The 17631-nt window shown below is 60.7% G+C and carries 17 protein-coding genes and 2 pseudogenes; 7 read left to right on the forward strand and 12 right to left on the reverse strand.

The annotated features are described in order from the left end of the window. Positions 1–188: pseudogene (locus AC5RT4_RS14650) on the forward strand (IS30 family transposase); the annotation flags it as partial. 1083 nt (positions 189–1271) lie between these two features. After that, positions 1272–2690 carry an amino acid permease gene (locus AC5RT4_RS14655; protein ID WP_494106215.1) on the forward strand — a complete coding sequence of 473 codons (1419 nt, stop codon included), beginning with the start codon at positions 1272–1274 and terminating at the stop codon, positions 2688–2690. 768 nt (positions 2691–3458) lie between these two features. On the opposite strand, the gene AC5RT4_RS14660 is transcribed toward AC5RT4_RS14655, so the two are convergent. The 5 genes from AC5RT4_RS14660 to AC5RT4_RS14680 all read right to left on the reverse strand — a co-directional run bounded on the left by AC5RT4_RS14660 (position 3459) and on the right by AC5RT4_RS14680 (position 6288). Next, positions 3459–4229, reverse strand: coding sequence for an alpha/beta fold hydrolase (locus AC5RT4_RS14660; protein ID WP_494040230.1), 771 nt, complete (start codon positions 4227–4229; stop codon positions 3459–3461). 96 nt (positions 4230–4325) lie between these two features. After that, positions 4326–5225: a diacylglycerol/lipid kinase family protein gene (locus AC5RT4_RS14665; RefSeq protein ID WP_494106216.1), complete on the reverse strand. Its 900-nt coding sequence runs from the start codon at positions 5223–5225 to the stop codon at positions 4326–4328. A gap of 91 nt (positions 5226–5316) precedes the next feature. After that, on the reverse strand, positions 5317–5529 hold the full coding sequence (locus tag AC5RT4_RS14670) for a hypothetical protein (protein WP_494106217.1): 213 nt from the start codon (positions 5527–5529) through the stop codon (positions 5317–5319). A gap of 4 nt (positions 5530–5533) precedes the next feature. After that, the gene (locus tag AC5RT4_RS14675) at positions 5534–5785 is read right to left on the reverse strand and encodes a hypothetical protein (RefSeq protein ID WP_494106218.1); all 252 of its coding nucleotides are present in this window, start codon (positions 5783–5785) and stop codon (positions 5534–5536) included. A 227-nt stretch (positions 5786–6012) separates the two neighbouring features. Then, on the reverse strand, positions 6013–6288 hold the full coding sequence (locus AC5RT4_RS14680) for a hypothetical protein (protein WP_494040226.1): 276 nt from the start codon (positions 6286–6288) through the stop codon (positions 6013–6015). A gap of 179 nt (positions 6289–6467) precedes the next feature. On the opposite strand from AC5RT4_RS14680, the gene AC5RT4_RS14685 reads away from it, so the two are divergent. Continuing rightward, positions 6468–7166 carry a TetR/AcrR family transcriptional regulator C-terminal domain-containing protein gene (locus tag AC5RT4_RS14685; protein WP_494040225.1) on the forward strand — a complete coding sequence of 233 codons (699 nt, stop codon included), beginning with the start codon at positions 6468–6470 and terminating at the stop codon, positions 7164–7166. Positions 7167–8000: 834 nt separating this feature from the next. Continuing rightward, a pseudogene (locus AC5RT4_RS14690) lies at positions 8001–9070 on the forward strand (IS110 family RNA-guided transposase). Between the two features lie 144 nt (positions 9071–9214). On the opposite strand, the gene AC5RT4_RS14695 reads toward AC5RT4_RS14690, so the two are convergent. The 4 genes from AC5RT4_RS14695 to AC5RT4_RS14710 all read right to left on the reverse strand — a co-directional run bounded on the left by AC5RT4_RS14695 (position 9215) and on the right by AC5RT4_RS14710 (position 13515). Beyond that, on the reverse strand, positions 9215–10276 hold the full coding sequence (locus tag AC5RT4_RS14695; RefSeq protein WP_494040224.1) for a serine hydrolase domain-containing protein: 1062 nt from the start codon (positions 10274–10276) through the stop codon (positions 9215–9217). A gap of 1048 nt (positions 10277–11324) precedes the next feature. After that, positions 11325–11807 (reverse strand): hypothetical protein, encoded by a 483-nt coding sequence (locus AC5RT4_RS14700; protein ID WP_494106219.1) that lies wholly within the window; start codon positions 11805–11807, stop codon positions 11325–11327. A 590-nt stretch (positions 11808–12397) separates the two neighbouring features. After that, positions 12398–12853 carry a hypothetical protein gene (locus AC5RT4_RS14705; RefSeq protein ID WP_494106220.1) on the reverse strand — a complete coding sequence of 152 codons (456 nt, stop codon included), beginning with the start codon at positions 12851–12853 and terminating at the stop codon, positions 12398–12400. Between the two features lie 125 nt (positions 12854–12978). Beyond that, positions 12979–13515 carry a hypothetical protein gene (locus tag AC5RT4_RS14710; RefSeq protein ID WP_494106221.1) on the reverse strand — a complete coding sequence of 179 codons (537 nt, stop codon included), beginning with the start codon at positions 13513–13515 and terminating at the stop codon, positions 12979–12981. A gap of 456 nt (positions 13516–13971) precedes the next feature. On the opposite strand from AC5RT4_RS14710, the gene AC5RT4_RS14715 reads away from it, so the two are divergent. After that, entirely contained in the window at positions 13972–14187 is a 216-nt protein-coding gene (locus AC5RT4_RS14715; RefSeq protein ID WP_494106222.1) for an AsnC family protein, read from the forward strand. Positions 14188–14347: 160 nt separating this feature from the next. Here AC5RT4_RS14715 and AC5RT4_RS14720 read toward each other — a convergent pair whose 3' ends face one another. Next, complete coding sequence (locus tag AC5RT4_RS14720; protein ID WP_494106223.1) at positions 14348–14710, reverse strand: VOC family protein; 363 nt, start codon at positions 14708–14710, stop codon at positions 14348–14350. A 360-nt stretch (positions 14711–15070) separates the two neighbouring features. On the opposite strand from AC5RT4_RS14720, the gene AC5RT4_RS14725 reads away from it, so the two are divergent. Next, positions 15071–15358: a TfoX/Sxy family protein gene (locus tag AC5RT4_RS14725; RefSeq protein WP_494106303.1), complete on the forward strand. Its 288-nt coding sequence runs from the start codon at positions 15071–15073 to the stop codon at positions 15356–15358. 14 nt (positions 15359–15372) lie between these two features. Here the strand turns inward: AC5RT4_RS14725 and AC5RT4_RS14730 are convergent, their stop codons facing one another. Continuing rightward, positions 15373–15795 (reverse strand): DUF1801 domain-containing protein, encoded by a 423-nt coding sequence (locus AC5RT4_RS14730; RefSeq protein ID WP_494106224.1) that lies wholly within the window; start codon positions 15793–15795, stop codon positions 15373–15375. A gap of 245 nt (positions 15796–16040) precedes the next feature. Here AC5RT4_RS14730 and AC5RT4_RS14735 point away from each other — a divergent pair, with 245 nt between their 5' ends. Then, entirely contained in the window at positions 16041–16955 is a 915-nt protein-coding gene (locus tag AC5RT4_RS14735; protein WP_494106225.1) for a CPBP family intramembrane glutamic endopeptidase, read from the forward strand. A gap of 95 nt (positions 16956–17050) precedes the next feature. On the opposite strand, the gene mscL is transcribed toward AC5RT4_RS14735, so the two are convergent. After that, entirely contained in the window at positions 17051–17524 is a 474-nt protein-coding gene (gene mscL, locus AC5RT4_RS14740; RefSeq protein ID WP_494040215.1) for a large conductance mechanosensitive channel protein MscL, read from the reverse strand. Positions 17525–17631: the final 107 nt, after the last annotated feature.

Here is a 17631-nt window from a genome sequence, read left to right on the forward strand (position 1 = left end):
TTCCCTGCGCATGTACTTCCCGAGAAGCACCGACCTATCCTTCCACGGACCCGAAATCTTCGGGAATGTCGCCGCAACGCGACCGCCTGCCACTCAAACGACACGGACACGGCTACCGAACGCCCACAGAAGTCCTCGCCGAGCTAATCTCGACCCCAACAAAACAAACCGGTGTCGCAGACACCACCCGAATCCGCTCACCCTTTGAGACGCGAAGCAAAATTAGATCCTCACTGGCCCAGCCGTAGGGCGTAACCATCGTGGATGTGAAAAAGCCGGCGACCCCCGACTGGATCGTGAACCCAGATGACGTCGCCGTCCGATGTACGGGCATCGACTTTGCCAACGTACTCTGTGCGTCCATTACCAACTACCTGCACAGTGTCTCCGACCTGTACATCGTCCCAACCGGAGCCTTTTTTGGAACTCATCCTCGAAGTCACAATTCTCCTACGTAATTTCTGGCTCAGGAATAAGCGCTGCATCGATCTAATCGGAACGAGGATGGCGGTTCAACGGATAAACCCACTTGTTCACGACCTTGAAGCTGTGCATCTGTACAGCCCACAGGGGTAAGTGATCGGGATTAAGTTCCAACCTGCGCGCCGAGAAGTGGGTGGCTGCACTTAGAGAGCACGAAGTGCTTAGCGGACGTAGCTGGCGTCCATAGCAGGCCTTCAGCAGCGCTTATGCACCAGGAGACCAGCATCACCAAGTCTTACGCTCAGCTGAGGATTCCATCACTATTCATAAGGACTTCGCGTGCCCCGGTTGCAATCCTCTCTACAGCAAAGGTCCCGTACTTCGCGTGTGTTAGCTTGATCACCGTTCTTTCCGGCCCGCGGTCGGAAAGCCTAAATCGACCGCAGCTACCTTTTCGGAGGCACCATGGGACCTAGCTCCCACACGCAAACCAATGAACTCATCATTGCTCCCGGCACCCCTGAAACCTTCCTGCGCTCCGGTTCAAGGCCGCTACTAAGCTCGGGACTCACTGCACAGGCAGCCACCGGGAATGTTTCGGCTATCCTGATCGACCCCGCAGCCACAGATGCCTGCACCGGTCGGGCCGTGGGCTGCGCCTGGAACCCGAGCACGTTCGCACCACTTCCCGCTGGTGGTGTTGCATGACGCCAATGAGCGGAACATCCACAGAAATCAGATCCCATGAAGTGACACAACACGGATTGCCCGTTGCGACAGGGGCCGCTGGAAGCTCCGGTGAAGCAGCGAACGAACTAAAGCGCGGGCTGAGCAGCCGTCACCTGCAGATGATAGCGATAGGCGGCGCAATTGGAACCGGACTGTTCGTAGCCTCGGGTGGCACCATTTCCCAGGCGGGTCCTGGCGGAGCGTTGGCCGCCTACGCGCTGGTCGGGTTGATGGTTTTCCTGTTGATGCAGTCACTGGGCGAGATGTCGGCCAAAATTCCGGTCGCTGGATCCTTCCAGTCCTTTGCCACCCGTTTTGTCTCACCCTCCTTTGGGTTCGCGATCGGTTGGAACTACTGGTTCAACTGGGCCATTACAGTGGCTGCCGAGCTGGTCGCAGCCGGAATCATCATGGACTTCTGGTTCCCCGGGGTCCCTGGATGGGTGTGGGCCGGGATCTTCCTGCTTGTATTGACCGGGCTCAATGCCCTCTCCGCGAAGTCGTTTGGCGAGTCAGAGTTCTGGCTCTCACTTATCAAGGTCACTGCAGTGGTGCTCTTCCTGATCGCCGGCGTGCTAATGATCTTCGGCATCCTCGGAGATAATTCCCCGGGACTGAGCAACTGGGAAAACCGCGATGACGTGTTCCACGGGGGTTGGCTCTCGATCATCTCGGTCTTCATGATTGCCGGATTCTCCTTCCAAGGCACCGAGCTCGTGGGTGTGGCTGCAGGCGAAGCCAAGGACCCACGCCGCGAAGTGCCGAAGGCTATCCGCACTGTCTTTTGGCGCATCATGCTCTTCTACATCGGCGCCATCTTCATCATCGGATGCCTGATCCCATTCAACGATCCCAGCCTGCTGGCCTCCGGCGAGGCCGACATCGCAGGATCACCATTTACCCTGGTCTTCTCCCGGGCAGGGATTGCCTTCGCTGCGGCCTTGATGAACGCGGTGATACTCACCGCCATCCTCTCCGCAGGCAACTCCGGACTCTATGCCTCCACCCGGATGCTGTACGCCATGGCCCACGACGGCATGGCCCCCAGGATCTTCGGCCGCACCAATGCCCGTGGCGTGCCAATCCCGGCGTTGCTGGCTACCGCATGCGTGGGACTTCTCGGGTTCCTCTCCGCAATCATCGGTCAGGGCGCGGCCTACTCCTGGCTACTCAACATGTCAGGCCTGTGCGGTTTCATCGTGTGGGCGGGAATCGCCATCTCCCACTACCGCTTCAGGCGCGGCTTCCTGGCCCAGGGAAACAAAGTCAGCGACCTGCCGTACAAAGCATCCCTATTTCCCATCGGGCCACTGTTGGCATTCACCCTGTTGATCCTGGTCATTGCAGGACAAAACTACGAAGCAGTGCTCGCCGGAAGGGGCATGGAGGTGCTTTCCTCTTACATCGGGGTGCCAGTCTTCATCGTCCTATGGCTAACTCACCGCTACATCACCAAATCCAGAGTAGTGCAACTGCTCGACATGGATTTGACGGCACCCGAGGACCTCGAGGTCGAAGCTACCGCCGGCACACGATGACGACGCTGCCGCGGGTACCTCACTACTCCAAGGCGCCAACACAATAAGGCACATTGCAGAGACAGATACTCCCAACCGGCCCGGACACTGCCTGACAGCGTCCGGGCCGGTTCTTCACATGACTAGCGCGAACGGGATGGGCCAGCAACAATACCGCAGCTGAAGAGCCGCGAGCCGTGCAGGCCTAAGAATGGCCAGGCCGCTCATCTGCCAGAAACTACCGGGATTCCCCGCAGTGACTTCTGCATCCGCGCTTCCACGCCGATAATGGATATTCCGTCAACCTGCCTCGGGCGGACAGCCCCGGACCTGCTGATCACGTGGCCGGAGCTGGCGGCGAACACTGACCTGTCCATAGCTGGGGTCAATTCGGGTTATCCACGGCTGGAAGCAGGAGCCGTTGGGGTAGCTCCCTGGCAGCAGTAGCGGTGGATAACCTATGAAAATTGTCCCCGGCTGTGGGCGGGCGCACCGGACTTCTCGGCAAACCGTGGGTTAATTCCGGTTGCCCGGAGGACCAGGCAAGGAAGCGTATGTCAGTTTTGGGTGTGCCCAATTCTGACGCAGCGAAACGGGTGCAAGGTGGCAGCAGCGTCAATAGCGACTGCGCCGCTGGCGGAGAACGTTGATACTGCCAGCAGGACCACCCGCACTTTAGCTGACTTCCGCTCTGCTAAAAAAGTTTCCTAACAGGCCAAGCTCCGCGTCTGCTTCACGGGCTGTCGAAACTGACCCTGCGTGTTCCTCGATGGCCTCTGGTCGTAACTGTTAGAGCTGCTGGCGGGTTAGAGCCAGTATGCTTGCGGCTGTGGCGGCGGCGCCGCCATGTTGGACGATGTGGGGTTTGCCCGGTATTTCCAGGAAGCGCCCGTCGGGGGCGGTAGCTGTCAGTTTTTCGCACCAGAGCCTTGGCGCTACGGGATCACGTGATCCGCGGATGACCAGGGTGGGTTGGTTTGCCAGGGCCAGTCGGGCGTTGAGGTCGTAGGTCATCATGACGGGGAGTTCGGTGAGGTACCAGCGCGGGCCGGAGCGGGCGTAGTCGGTGAAGACTGTGGCGTTGCCGGCGGGGCTTTCGAGCAGCGAGTCAAGACCCAGGGACAGGCTTTGCTGGAAGACTGTTCGCCGGGTTGGTTCCACCACAGGTCCCAGGAGCACGAGGTGCGAGACCAGATCGGGGCGTTGAACTGCCAGTTCGGTCGCGATCTGGGTACCCATCGAGTGCCCGATCACCACCACGCGGGAGGCGCCCATTTTTTCCAGTGTCGCCGCGGTGTGGGCTGCGTAGTCGGCAATCGAAAGCTGCCGGGCCGGTGTCGGTGTTCCGCCGAAGCCGGGCAGGTCGATGGCATGGGCTTTCCCGTGCCTGGCCAGAAGGGCCTGGAGCCGCCGGTAGTAGCGGTGGGACATGCCGATGCCGTGCAGCAGCACAAAGACGTGGCCCGTGGAATCCAGCGGGCCAGCCAGGGTGTGCACGTGGGAGGTCAAGGAGCTGGTGGTGACAATCCTGGGCGTGAGGCGCGGGCCCTTCCCGGGCATGAGCAGACGGTAACGCGTTGATTCAGTGTCTGGTTGTTGGTCGATTGCGGCGTGCACCGGGTGTCCTATTCCTAAAGGGGTGGTTCAATCGGTTCTTTAGCCCAAGGTGGCGAGGGCAGCCGGGGCCGATTCGATGATGACCCGTGTGTGCGCTTCAACGGATTTCACTTCTCCGTCGATTTGATACGGGATGGGTTTAAGGGTGGTGAAGGCGTAGCTGCTGACGCTGGGCTGGTCTCCCAGGCCTTGGGTGGCAGCGCGCAGTGCCGTCAGCAGGATCCGGAACTTTGACCTGTGGGGGAAGATCACGACTTCGAATTTGCCGTCCGATATCTGGTCATCGGCTTCACTGAGAGTGGCGTACTTCGCCATCTCGGCGATGTTGGCGAAGACAAGGCTGTCGAACTTCCGGCGCTTGCCCTCCGTCGGGCGGATTTCGAACGGCTTGAACTTGGAAAAGGTGCGCATGACGGAGAACATTTCCTTCAACGCGCCCTTGCTGCCCTTTTCCAGATCGATCGCCATGACCGGGGTGAGGCCGAAGCCGATGTAGGAGTGGGCGTACTCAGCGGGCGCGTCTGCTGTTGCGCCCTTGCTGATACGCAGGAGGTCAATATTTCGCACCGCACCTGCGGCGATGGCGTGCTCCAGGGGCTGCGTTGCAATGATGCGGCTGTGGTCGTTGGCGTTGCCCGCAGCCAAGACGGCGCATACCGCGTGCGGGTTGCCGGCTTGCATCACGCCGTTGACAACTTCGTTATAGCCCCCGTCCCCGCTTACCGAGACGACCAGCACGTCCCGGCCGGTGCGGGCAGCGGCCCTTGCCAACTCGACGGCGTGGCCGGCATGAGCTGTGGGTTGAAGTTTGATGTCCGCAGCATAGGGGAGAAGCTCTCCGAGCTCTATCCGCAGTTGCTCGGCGAGTGCAGGTGCGTCGCCGGTGCTGTTGGGGTTGAAAATGATTACGATCGATTCGAAGGTCCGTGCAGGGGTCATGATGCGCTCCGCGGTTATTATGCGCTGTTGGTTGATGAGTGGCGCCCCCGGCGCCTGGTCCAGTCCTGATTTGGCTTCGGCTGTGTGGTGCCTAGCTGTTTCCGGTGTGGACGAGGCTGTCGGGATCCTGCTGTAGGGCGGGTGCGTCGGCGAGGCCGCGTGGGGTGAGGTCGAGGTCCTCGACGGCGGCGGGGGTATCTGGCCCGTCAGCGGGAGTGGCTTCGGGTGCAGTGGCGTCCGGGACGCTGTCCCGATAGCTGGCATAGATCCCGGGGGATGTATCGTCTTCTCGTTTGGTCAGCATGGGGTTAGACGACAGCCCGGTAGCTGTTCAGGATGTAGTCCGTTGCCGCTGGGCCCGTCATGCGCAGGCACTGCCCGGGACTGACTCGGTGCTTCATCGCGGCCCAGAAGGTGTGCTCCGGCCGGGGGGAGTGGCGGGAGACGTGGCACCAGCTGGTGTATAGGCCGTAGAAGGAGTCTCCGTCAAGAGTGGATGTGGAATCCTGGTCGCGGTAGGTGGCTTCCTGGAGGAACTGGTCGAACTGTGAATGCGCCATGAACGGCTCTTTTCAAACACGGTGCAAAATTTTCCGCCGTTCGGCTACAGCGGCCTCAAACCCGGTGCCCTTGCACGGGACACCAAGCGGTACTGCCCAAAGTATCGGGTCCTTCACCCCAAGCAGGCCAAACAAAAAAGGTAAGACAGGACAGTCCTGGCGCAACACCGTTGTGGTGCCGCGCCAGGATCAGTCAGTTCCCGGCCCGGGGCCGGAAGAGCGCCTTTTTAGGCGTGGTTGTTGCTGACCCGGTTGCCGGCCTTCGCCAGGCCGCGGGCCACCATCAGGCCGACCGTGAGGAAGGTGATGTACTGCATTGCGTCATTGGCATTGAACACGTCAACACCGTTTTCGCTGGCGTCGTCCCCAACAACTGTGGCCGTGATAATAGTGGCTATGACCGCCGCAACGTAGACAGCGAACTCAAGGGTCCGGGTCGAAATCTTGATGTCGTTAGCGTTGCGGACAGTGCTGGAGTGCTCGTTCTGGGTGTGCGTAGTCAATGGTTCTCCTGAGACGGTGATGTGAGCGGCCGTGGCGGCCATGCAAACCGTGATCCCTTTACTGAAACCATGTCGACAACTTCTCTACAATGTAGACTTTACATGTAGACTGCCTAATAAGCAAGCTTAGGTATCGTCCCGACGGGTGGACCTGACTCCACAAACAGGACGGATACGACATGGCCTCCCCCAAAGAATCGAATAATCCGGCAGGTGTCCGCAAAGTGCGCCTGAGCAGGGAACTCGTGCTCTCCACGGCGTTGACGCTTGTGGACAAAGATGGCCTGGAAGCATTGTCGATGCGTCGCTTGGGCCAGGAGCTGCAATGCGATCCCATGAGCCTTTACCGCTACGCGGCCAACCGGGCAGCCCTGCTGGACGGGGTCTCCGAAATGGTTTTTGACGAACTGGCCATCTTTCCCGATGACCCGGACTGGCAGGCCCAGTTGCGCAAGATCGCCCATGATCTCCGGCTCCTGGCCCTGCGGCACCCCAACGTGGTGCCGTTGCTGGTCACCCGGCCCCTCTCCACACCCCTTGGCCTGCGGCCCTTGGGGACGTTGCGGCCACTGGAGCAGATTCTGGCGCTGCTGATAGAGGCCGGCTTCACCCCGGCAACAGCCCTTCACGTCTACCGCGCCTACTACGGGTTCCTCTACGGGCACATCCTGAACGAACTGCAGGAATACATCGTGGATCCGGACGAAAGCGAAGCCATCCTCCGCCTTGGCCTGCACCGCCTGCCGGCCAAAGACTTTCCCCACCTCCGCGCACTGGGCCCGGTCCTGGCCGAGTACGACGGCGCCGCAGAACTCGACCAAGGACTCAGCGTCCTGCTCTCCGGACTCAGCAACCAGCTGACCACCCACCATTCCTGAGCCAAGGCGGTACCAGGTTCAGGGTGTCCCGCATTATCCGGCCCGGCCGGTCCAAGGTTCTGGTAACAGTGTGCGGCCACATTTCCCCAAAGAACCAGAGGTGAGGGAATGGCCTCAAGTGACCAAGTCTTGGGCAGGCGCATCGTGGGATAAGTCCTCAATTGCCCAGGCAAGAATCCTCAGCTCGAACGGGTCTCGTTCCGTGAGGCCGCGCAGGTAGGCATCGAACTCGAAGATGTCTGCAGATCCACCGTGGGCCCAGTACTTTAACCACAGATCCTTCACTCAGCCCGGGTCCTTTTGCCAATGTTCGTGCCACGCCTCGTGGATCTTCCATCGGATACCTCCTTCACCATTGGGTTGCCGCTCACGGCGCTCCTACACTGTGCGCGTCAACCTTGGCACGACACACCTAGCTAGCCAGAGCTGTCCAGAGTGAGTGCCCCCAATCTGCGATCAGAACGCATGAGAAAGCCGCCTCCCCGCCCTTTCACAGGCACTCCCCCGGCGTTTTACAAACGCCTGTGAGGATTGGGGTGGCTGGTCTAAGATTGGCTGGCAGAGTAAGTGCAGGCCGTTCCACCCTGGCGGTCGTGACTCATTAAACGCTTGGCCCCGGCTCTTTCTGGGTGTCCTGTTATCGACATGTCCGTCTGCTGGGTGGGGCGGCCGGCACCTGTCCGGCCCACCTCGGTGACTTGATCAGAAGATTGTCCGCTCCGCACGGGGCGTGGCTCGTCACAGTGCTGTTCCGAAGTGACCTCTACCCGGACAGGTTCCGGCCCGTAACGGCCCTGACCATGTCCGCGAAATGAGGAAGGTGCCAGAACCGCTATGACTATCGATGCCTGTTCCCACCCGTTTGTCGTGGGTGTCGACACCCATGCCCGGAAGCACGTCTTCGCCATCATCGCCGTGCCAAGCGGCGAATGGATCGACATCCGGGATTTCTCGGCGACTGGGGCCGGGATCAGTCGCGCTATAGCTTGGGTCGCTCGTCGCACCGAAGCCGATCTAGCCACTCTGTGGGTGATCGAGGGCGCCGCTTCTTATGGTGCCGTGCTGGCCGGGGCTGTCGCAGCCGCCGGTTACCAGGTCGCCGAAGCCACGCGCATGGATGCCTTGCCGCGTCGTGGGGTTGGAAAGTCGGATCCGTTGGACGCGCACCGGATCGCTTCTGCGGTCCTTGCCTTGGAAGAGGATAAGTTGCGCCGGCCACGGCTGAATGAAGGGGTCCGCGCGGCCTTGCGGGTCCTGGTCTGTGCACGTCAGTCGATGACAACCGACCGGACCAGGACCGTGAATGCGTTGACCGAACTGCTCCGGACGAATGATTTGTAGTTGGATGTGCGCAGCTCGTTGACCGGGAGTCAGATACTGGAGGTGTCGCGCTGGCGGCCCGTGAAGAACCTCTTGCGGTGTCGGTAGCCCGTTCCGAAGCCGTTAGGCTCGCTAAGCGGATCAGCGACCTTGATGCTGAAATCAAAGCAAACGGCTCCCGCATCACCGAACTGGTTGAGGTAAGCGAAGCCGCGCCCCTGCTGCAGGAAGCCGGCTTCGGACCAGTCACGGCAGCCATTTGTCTCACCGCTTGGTCTCATCAAGGCCGAGTACGTTCCGAGGCAGCTTTCGCCTCCTTGGCCGGAGTCAACCCCATTCCCGCTTCATCCGGTAATACCGTCCGTCACAGGCTCAACCGCGGAGGCGACAGGACCCGCAATAAAGCACTGCACATGATTGCTCTAACAAGGACGGCATTCGATCCAGAAACCATCGCATACGTAGCCAAGCGGAAGGCAGAAGCTCTAACCAAGAAGGAGATCCGTCGGTGCGTGAAACGCTACCTCGCCCGACGGATCTACCGCACGCTCAATGCCAACTGCCATAAGCCATCGCTACGTTGACAACCATAGAAGAGTCGATAACGCCCATTTTGTAAAGCTACGATCCGAGCGCAGCCTCGAGCTTCGCTCGTTTATGCTAAGGCTTTTAGCATGAGGGTTACCACAAAACGACACGATCGCCGGGCTGCCTGCGGAGTTAGAAATCTAGGCTTTCCGATTTCGTCGGTAATTACCCCGGCTGGGCGGGTTGAGGAGGAGTCTGAAGCCGTGCCGGTCCAGCGGTGAGGCCGTCGCTGAGAGCAGTACGACGGCGGTACCGGCCTCCCGGTCCAGCCCTACCCATGAGCGGAAACCCCCGGTAGCGCCGTTGTGCCAAGTGACCGTCCGACCTTTGACGTCAAGGCTGATCCAAGCGATGCCTATTCGTGCGGCAGGGCCGGCAAATTGTACCACCGGGTCCAGAGCTGCGCTCCCTGGCGCGTTCCCCTGCAGAAGTGCCAGGGCTAAGATGCCCATGTCCTGAATGCTGGCGCGCCAGCCTCCAGCCGGAGCCAGGGCTTCTCCAGTCCATGGCTCCATGGTGCGTCCGGCCCGGCTCTTGCCCGGCAGTGCCGTCTGCCGGAGTTCGTCAGGGAAAGAAGGCGCATACAGTGAATGCAGCCCCAGGGGCCCGGCGATCCGCTGGGTCATGAGGTCCCGGTACGTTGTTCGGGCTCCAGCGGCGATGGCGTGGCCGAGTAGTTCGAAGCCGAGATTTGAGTAGCGGGGCTTGGGGGACAGTAACCGCGTTTGCCGGGCCTGGGCTAGCAGTTCCTCAAGCGTCTCGCCGTACGGGTTGGTCCCGCGGCGCCATAGGGCTACCGACTGACGGAAGGTGGCCTGGGATGAGGGCAGACGCGGTAATCCGGAAGCGTGCCGGGTTATGGATTCCAGCGAAACCATGGCCGGTTCGGAGCCCTCAAGGGGCAGCAGGTCGCCTAGAGTGGTTCCGCCGTCGAGCTCCCCACGTTGGAGGGCATCGGCATAGAGGAGCCCGGTGATGCCCTTCGAGACCGACCCGATTTCGTAGTCCGCTTCCAGCGGGGCGCCTACGCTTGCCGTTGCCAGCACACCGTCCTGCACTAAAGCAACAGCAGACGCGCCCGTCCGCGGCCAGGATTTGGAGCGCCTCAGACTCCACCCCAAAGCCTCCCGGGCTGCCTCGTCGCCATAAAAACGAGCATCGTGTCGATTGTTCAGCGCCTCGCTTTTACGGTCCCCACCCATGTTGACCAGTATGACAGGCCAGGTCGGTCGCCTCTGCAGCTTCAGGACTCGGCGCTGCAGCAGTGTCCCTGGCGCAGGTAGGTATTGCCGCAATCCAGAATGCCAGCACCAGAACAGGCCGCCAGAGCCTCACCTTGTTCCATGCCATCAACTATGCCGGCAGCATCAAAATTGTCCTGCTCGCCGTCTTCGTTATCACAGCCACACTTCAGCCTTCAACTCCACCCGCCCAACTGCACAATAGCTCCGGGTTCTCGCGCTCCTGCGGGGGACAGCCCCTTTCCAAGCACTCCCCCGCCCGTTTTAAAGAGCCGATAACCGATGTTAAGTAAAGCTGTTGTTCAAGGCAACCAACAGTTGACTTTTACATCCGCGATTAACGCTCTTTAAGCAGACCCGTCCTCGGGCTGCTTAACTTCTTTTCCTTGACGATAGGCACCACGAAGACGTCAACGTCTCGCGTAGCCAGGGCACGGTCCTGCCGTCCAAGATTCACTTGAGTGGCGACAGGCCTGAAGAGGATTGCTCCGTGGATCAGCTGCTCGCGCTGGCTCGGGCGAAGCTTCTACGGGTACGACTTTTGCGCTGGCTGGGCAGTTGTGACTTCGAATCGGGCAGAAATCCCTCGAACTGACGGCAGGAGACAGCCCTTTACAGGCACTCCCCCGGCGTTTTTCAAACGCCGATAATTATGTTATGTCAAGTAACACGGCTGATGTAAGAATACTAATACTTAGAAGAGGCTGACCTTCTCGGTACCAGCATCCGAAGAGATGGCATAGTCAGCACCACGCCGCCGCTTGCCGTCTTCGTCACTGCCGGCCGTCCTGGCCGTTGTCGTCGTGATCGTCATTATCACCGACGACGACGACGTCGGCGGGCGCAGCCGCTGAGGCTCGGGGTGCTTAAATCGGATCTTTTCTACGACAGATATTGCTAACTGTCGTAGAAAGGATCCATGCAGCGAAGCCGGGCGGCACCGAAGACTTTGGCCAGAGCGAAGGACAGGTTCCAGGCAGCCGCCGGGCGACCATGTCCTGGTCGAACATCAGAGCGGATCCTGTCGGGACGAGTCGGGCCGGTCGGGACGTTCCTGTCCCAGCTCCAGGAGATTGATGTCCACTACGCCGGAAGTGCCCGGCTTCGGGGAGCCGCGCAGCTTGCGCAGCTGCTTCGCGCGGTATTCGTCTCGGGCCAGTATGAATGCATAGAAGGTGAAGCCCCCGGACAGAGCCGTGAGGAACAGCGCACCCCAGAACGGACCTTCGCCCTGTCCCAGCGGGGCCAGCAAGATCAGCACCGAAAGGGCAGTCAAGAATGCGGCAACAACTGCGAGAATTCCCATGCCCCACCAGGTGCTGATCTGAACCTGGCCACGTCCGGGAGTAAACCCGATCTCATCTGCGGGGTAGCTGTGCAGCTCGCCGATGCTGGTCTTGCGTAGAGCGCGCTTCTCTCCGGCTGCTACGGCACTCTTGTGCTCGGCGTACACGGCATCGTTTCGCCGCTCACGCTCACGGTCGTAAACCATAGTGGGTCCTATCTATAAAACGGATCTGGGCAAGCAGGGCAGCGTCGTCCAGTCCCTTGTTTCGGAAAATCCCGATCCTCAGCATGTTCCTAGGCTGCCGTGAGGACGTGGACGAATGATTACCTGCGTTTCCTCGGTGCCGTCGTAGCGGAAATTGTAGTTCACATCCAAGCTCGTGTCCGTGCCCGAGGGCTAGTACAGCTAGTGGTCACTGCTTGAACCTGGATCCATTTGAATGTCGCTGATCTAACCTTCCGCGGCTTCGGCGTCGATGCCGTAGCGCTGCACGCCGTCCCGGATTCGCTGAAGTCAGACCTCGTGCGGAAGGCGGCCTTCTGCACGGTCCCGGAGCTCATATCCAGTCGTGCGGTCTTGCTCGCTCGGATCTGCTCCGCGCCGGCGGCGTCGAAGGTGGAGAAAGCGCCAGACGACAGCGTCTTAGTCTCCGTTCCGGCTGAGGAGCAGGGCCAAGGCCAGCAACCCCGCAGCTCATCCGCGGCTGTACTGTTTCTGGCGCCGGCGTTCCGGCGCTGCCATGATGTTCATTCGATCCCCGTCGGGCGGTGCCCTGTGTTTTGTGCTGGATGGTTTTAGAGCCGGAGCGTGACGCCCTCGGCAGTGCAGGTGCCTGCACTGGCGAAGACGGCGTCCCGGACGGCGTCCTTGGATACCTGCTCAGGCTGGCCCCCGTTTTTGGCCGCCGCCGAGTGATTCATAGCCAGAACGCTCAGCGCCGCGAACAGACCGTTCAGATCTCCTGGGACGGTGGTTTTTGCGTCCTGCGCCTTCAGGTAGATGTCCTCATAGGCGTTCGGATCGGCGCCGGGAAGGGCTTTGTACTCTGCGTAGAGCGCGTTGTAGGTCTCGCAGGCCTCTTTTGCGCTGCCTGCCGCAACTGCTGTTGATGATTCTGACGGTGATGCCTGCGTGGTGATGGCTGTCTCCGCAGGTATGGAGCTGGGGCCGTTGGGTTCTATAGCAGTTGAGCTGCATGCCGTCAGGCCCGCGACTGCTGCAATGGCCGCTGCGGCGAGGATTCTCTTCACGTTGGGGCTCCTGGAGTATCTCGTAAGGGGGTTTTTTGGCTCAGCCCAGCGGGAAGATCCCGATGAACCAGAACGCGGCAGGGGTATGTCTTCAAAATCCCCACGATCAGGGTGCAAGTCAGCCCTCAACGCCGAGAAGCCCCTTCCGGCATTTCCTTACGGAGCCTCACGGAATACGGGAAGTACTCCAGGGGCATCTGGATACGCGGATCCGGGTGCTTCAGAAACCATTCGTAGGCGCGGTCATCGTCGGCCTCCCACCACGGCTTCGGGAGGCCCTTGAGTTTTCGGGCCTTGCGCCCCCGCCATTCTTCCGTGATGTTGAAGTATCCCTGGACGACTGCAAGGCCAAGGAGAAGCCCGAAGAACACCATGACCAGCCCCATGATCGGCATCTTGAAGATCGCGAGGATCCCGAGGAGCAGGCAGAACAGCGAGACCGGCGCCACCAGAACCGTCAAGAGAAGGCTGGAGTAGAAGGAACGGATCAAGTTATGGTCGCCGCCGCCCGAACTGGCACCGAGACCCCATTCTTCCTTGGTGTAAGCATGAACAGTTTTACCGCCCGCGGCATACCCGTAGTAGTACGGGCGGTTGATGAACCGCTGGTACTGCTCGTCGTTCTTCTTCTCCCCCATGGCATCAACTTTATCGGGTGGCATGGTCCCGCCAGCTGCTGAACCGCAGAGGCATCATCAAGTTGAAAGTAACTATGCTTCCCACTAGTTTGAGTCAGCTTCTCTAGCCAGCGCCCGGTTCACGGCGGTTATGTCTAGGAAGGCGCGGGGTCAAAAGGCGCATCGGAACCGCTTGTGTCGGCCACCCAGGCTGCGTGCCCGGCGCCGTCAGAATGCGACGGTTGGCAAGATGTCCATGATCTCTTCGTAGCCTGTGAATCCTCTGGAGTCTTGCTACGGTCTGTCGTTGCTGCCGGCCTCCTGCCGACAGTTCACCTTTTTATCCTAAGCACGCCGCGCTGCAGGACGGCGATTAGTTACCGGTCACCCCGGCTTGATTGTCCCTCCTGCGCCAAAAGCTGAACGGTCACGAAACATTCAATCTGACGCCTCTGTCAACAAGCGTTGACGCGCTCCATCCCGTCAACGCTTGTTGACGGGATGGAGGTGGATCGCATGAAATCATTGGTTGCGTCCATGGACGGCAAAGGTCCGGCTGAAGCGTTGCAGGCCGTTGCTGAGCTGCAGAAGGAAGTCGGGCGCAATGAAGCTTCCCTGGTGAGGAGGGCCCGGCAGGCGGGGCTTTCCTGGGAAGCCATAGCACTGTGTCTGGGCGTGAGCAAGCAGGCTGTCCATCGTAAGTACGGGAAGCGATAAGCGCTGCCCCGCAGTTCCCTAGCCAATTCTAGTATCAGATGGCCTGCCCCTTGCCTAGGTTCAATTCTCGACGTCTGACCAGCGCTGTGGCAGCGGCGCTGTTGGTCTTTGGCTGGTCAAGACAGCGACCTCCTGTCAGGATCAGCTTCGTGGCGCAGGTTTATCCTTTCCTGTTAGGTGGGGGTTCGTGCAGGCCGAAGGTTGAGCCTTGATCGTCCTTGCAGAGTTTGAACCGCCCGTATTCGGCGGCGTTCGTGTCGCCGAGGTCGGGGTCGTCAACGGATCCGCCGAGGTCACGGACCCGCGCCAGGGCGGCGTCCAGATCGTCCACCTTGAAGAACAGGTAGGGGGAGGCGTCGGAGTCACCTCCGTGGATGCCTCCTGGAATCCCGGCGGTGCTGATCGAGTAGCCGTCTTCTCCCGGTCCGGGCACCAGTTCCCAGTCAAAGAGTGTCCCGTAGAAGCGCCTGCCACGGGCGGCGTCCTGAACGCCAATCTCGAAGAACACTGGTTCACCGGACATCGGTCGTTACCTCTCCTGTTGCATGGTGCACCACACCCTAACCCGTTGCCACCGCACCATCAATGGGGCGGCAGAACACTGCCGCCCCCCCAAAGGGTGAGCACGCAGTGTGGAGTTGGCCCGAGTAGCGTTGCCTCGGCGATGGCCTCACCGGACGCCTCGACCGGTGCCGCCGGCGTCGAGTAGCCGTAGGATGCGGGCAGGCATCTTGGGTATTTCACTGCTATCGAGGGAGCTGTCCGTGGCCGGATCAGCGTCTGATCTGCACTACCTCGGGCACGCCCGCAGGATGGAGGGCTGGCAATGACGGCGACCGAATCCGGCCCGCGGGAGGCCCTTGCTTAGCGGGTCCGTGAGCTTCTGGCCGGGTATCGAAATGTGCGTGAGGTGCGTATGTTCGGTGGGTTGTCCTTCATGGTGGAAGACCGGATGACGCTCTCCGCCGGCCGTCACGGTGACCTGCTCGTGCGCACCAATCCCGCCGAGTATGACGAGCTGCTCCGGCGTCGCGGGACGCCAGCGTACATGGGCAAGGACCGTCCGATGGGTCCCGGGTGGATCAGTGTCCCCCAGGACCAGATCCGCGGGCCTGCCGCCCTGGCGTACTGGGTGAAGGTCGAAATCGACGCACGCAGTGCGCCCGGCTGAGGGATGGACCCGGGTCAGTGCGCCTTTGACAGGGTCTCCGCCAGTGAGCGTTCCAGCAGCTCGCGCAGCACGCTGCGGTCCACGCCGGTCAAGCGCGTAAGGTAGAGGCAGGCTTGGCTGGCGCGGTGCGGGCCGAGCCGTTCCATCAGGTCGGGCCAGCGCTTTGAGAAATCGTTAGCCAGATAGACCGTATGTTTTGCAGGTCCCGGCGCGAACGCGAGCACCGGAGCGCGGCCGCGGTGGCCGCTTTCGTAGCGGTACTCATACTCGCCAAGGCCAATAATCCGGCCTGCCCACACCACAGGCTGCTCGCTGCTAATCCCGGCCAGGAGTGCGAGCAGTTCCTCTGCCTCGGCCCGGCGGGGACCCGTGGCCCGGTCAAGTACTTCCTCAACCGGCTGACCGGACGGTGACATTGCCGGCGGCTTCGCTGCCATAGATCCCCCTCGCTTAGGTACTGAGACTGCCTAGGGCCACAGTAATGCCCGGGGCGGTTTCGGTGGCAACCCGCATATCAGCGTGCAACGCTATCGGCCCGCCGAGGGCTATGGCCTCTCATTCATGGTCGTACCGCCCCGTCATCGCTCGTGTTTTCGGTCCAGGTTTCAGCAAGTCGGGAATTCAGGGCAATACGTCTTGGACATGGTTTCGCTGATCCTGTGTCAGCTTCAGAATTGTTCTTATGAGCAACTCGGCGGGTGTCCGGTGGGCTTGGCCGCTCTTCCTGGTTCTTGCCTACGGCATCACCTGGGCGGTACAAATTCCCGCGTACCTCCACCTGGTCCCGCGAAGCATATCTCCCACGAACGAGGCGAACTTCCTCCTGCTCGGCACCGGCGGAACTGACCCGGGCGTCCTCCTGGCAGTGGTCTTGTTGTGCTTCTCGTTTGGCCCGTCCATGGCGGGCGTTATCGTCATTGCGCTGGTGGACGGGCGTCCAGGGCTGCGGGATCTTTTCTCCCGCCTGCTCAGGGCACGGGTTCCGGGAAAGTGGATCTTGTTCGTGTTCCTGTTCCCCATCGTTCTTAGCCTGGCCGCAGTGGCCCTGGGCTGGGTGACAGGCGGCATGGCATCGTTGGAGTACAGCTTCCTGGTCCCTGTGATGCTTGCAGTTCCCTTCCTGTTGTTCCTCATCGTCTGCACCGGGCTGGCCGAAGAACTCGGATGGCGCGGCTTCGCACTGCCCTATCTGCAAAGGACGCGGACAGCCGAACGGGCCAGCTGGATCCTTGGTGTGGCCTGGGGATCATGGCATCTGCCCTCGGTGGTGCTACTGCCGCTGATGACAGATGCGGCGGGGTTACTGCAGGCGGCATTCTCGCTGGTCGGCCTGACCGTCGGCGTTGTCGGGTACACCATCGTGCTGACCTGGCTGTCCAACAACACCGGCAGCCTGTTCTGGATCGTCATCCTCCACGGCTACGCCAACCTGTGGCAGTCCTACCTCGTGCTGTCCTCCGGCAGCTTTACCGCGCAGGTCATATACGGCGTCCTGCCCTGGCTCCTGGCGATCTGGCTACTGAAAAAGTACGACGTCCAAACACTCACCCACCGCACACCGCCCCAGGCGGCACTACGGCGGGCCGGTCCGGCATAACCCCACTGGAGTCTCGTTCACAGAAAACAGCGCCCAACGGCCTGAGGCCATTACACGGTCCGATATGTCTCCTCTGGGTCTAATTTAAGGCCGGGTTAGGCAATGCCGTCGTTGGGATTTTGCCAGCCTTCACGCTTTTTCAGCAGCTCGATGTCTTCTTCCTCCAGTTGCCCCGGGTCGATGTCGGCGGTGCAGTATTTGCATTTGATGGCGTCGATGGCCACGAATTCTTTGCAGTAGGGGCATTCCTGTTGGCCCTGGGCGCGGAAGTTGCCCATGCCAAAGCGTTTGAGGAGTTTGACGATCCCGAACAGCACCAGAGCCAGCAGCAGGAACCGGATCAGCACGGTGATGAAGCTGCCGTATCTTATTTCGGCGTCGTTCGCCGTGAAGCTCATCTGGCTGAAGTCCGGCGCGCCGAAGATCGCAGCGACGAACTGCAGCAGGATGTCGTTGGCGAGGCTGTCCACGAGTGCGGCGAAGGCCGTGCCGATGATGAAGCCCAGGGCAAGATCAAACATGTTGCCGCCCATGGCAAAGGCTTTGAATTCTTTCCACGAATTCGACATGGCACGATGCTAAACCCGATAGCCGCGGAATCCGAGTGTTCGCCGCCTCCGGGCGCTGGGCCGATGGCTACAACTGCAGCTAAACCGATGAGGAAACTACTACCCAT

The sequence above is a fragment of the Arthrobacter sp. sptzw42 genome (assembly GCF_059089685.1).

Bases quoted from the DNA above. Each gene is read 5' to 3' on its own strand.
- AC5RT4_RS14700 (WP_494106219.1), bottom strand. From the start codon at position 11,807: ATGGTTTACGACCGTGAGCGTGAGCGGCGAAACGATGCCGTGTACGCC.
- AC5RT4_RS14710 (WP_494106221.1), bottom strand. From the start codon at position 13,515: ATGCCACCCGATAAAGTTGATGCCATGGGGGAGAAGAAGAACGACGAG.
- AC5RT4_RS14715 (WP_494106222.1), top strand. From the start codon at position 13,972: ATGGAGGTGGATCGCATGAAATCATTGGTTGCGTCCATGGACGGCAAA.
- AC5RT4_RS14730 (WP_494106224.1), bottom strand. From the start codon at position 15,795: ATGGCAGCGAAGCCGCCGGCAATGTCACCGTCCGGTCAGCCGGTTGAG.
- mscL (WP_494040215.1), bottom strand. From the start codon at position 17,524: ATGTCGAATTCGTGGAAAGAATTCAAAGCCTTTGCCATGGGCGGCAAC.
- AC5RT4_RS14665 (WP_494106216.1), bottom strand. From the start codon at position 5,225: ATGACCCCTGCACGGACCTTCGAATCGATCGTAATCATTTTCAACCCC.
- AC5RT4_RS14655 (WP_494106215.1), top strand. From the start codon at position 1,272: ATGATAGCGATAGGCGGCGCAATTGGAACCGGACTGTTCGTAGCCTCG.
- AC5RT4_RS14735 (WP_494106225.1), top strand. From the start codon at position 16,041: ATGAGCAACTCGGCGGGTGTCCGGTGGGCTTGGCCGCTCTTCCTGGTT.
- AC5RT4_RS14670 (WP_494106217.1), bottom strand. From the start codon at position 5,529: ATGCTGACCAAACGAGAAGACGATACATCCCCCGGGATCTATGCCAGC.
- AC5RT4_RS14695 (WP_494040224.1), bottom strand. From the start codon at position 10,276: ATGGGTGGGGACCGTAAAAGCGAGGCGCTGAACAATCGACACGATGCT.
- AC5RT4_RS14675 (WP_494106218.1), bottom strand. From the start codon at position 5,785: ATGGCGCATTCACAGTTCGACCAGTTCCTCCAGGAAGCCACCTACCGC.
- AC5RT4_RS14720 (WP_494106223.1), bottom strand. From the start codon at position 14,710: ATGTCCGGTGAACCAGTGTTCTTCGAGATTGGCGTTCAGGACGCCGCC.
- AC5RT4_RS14685 (WP_494040225.1), top strand. From the start codon at position 6,468: ATGGCCTCCCCCAAAGAATCGAATAATCCGGCAGGTGTCCGCAAAGTG.
- AC5RT4_RS14660 (WP_494040230.1), bottom strand. From the start codon at position 4,229: ATGCCCGGGAAGGGCCCGCGCCTCACGCCCAGGATTGTCACCACCAGC.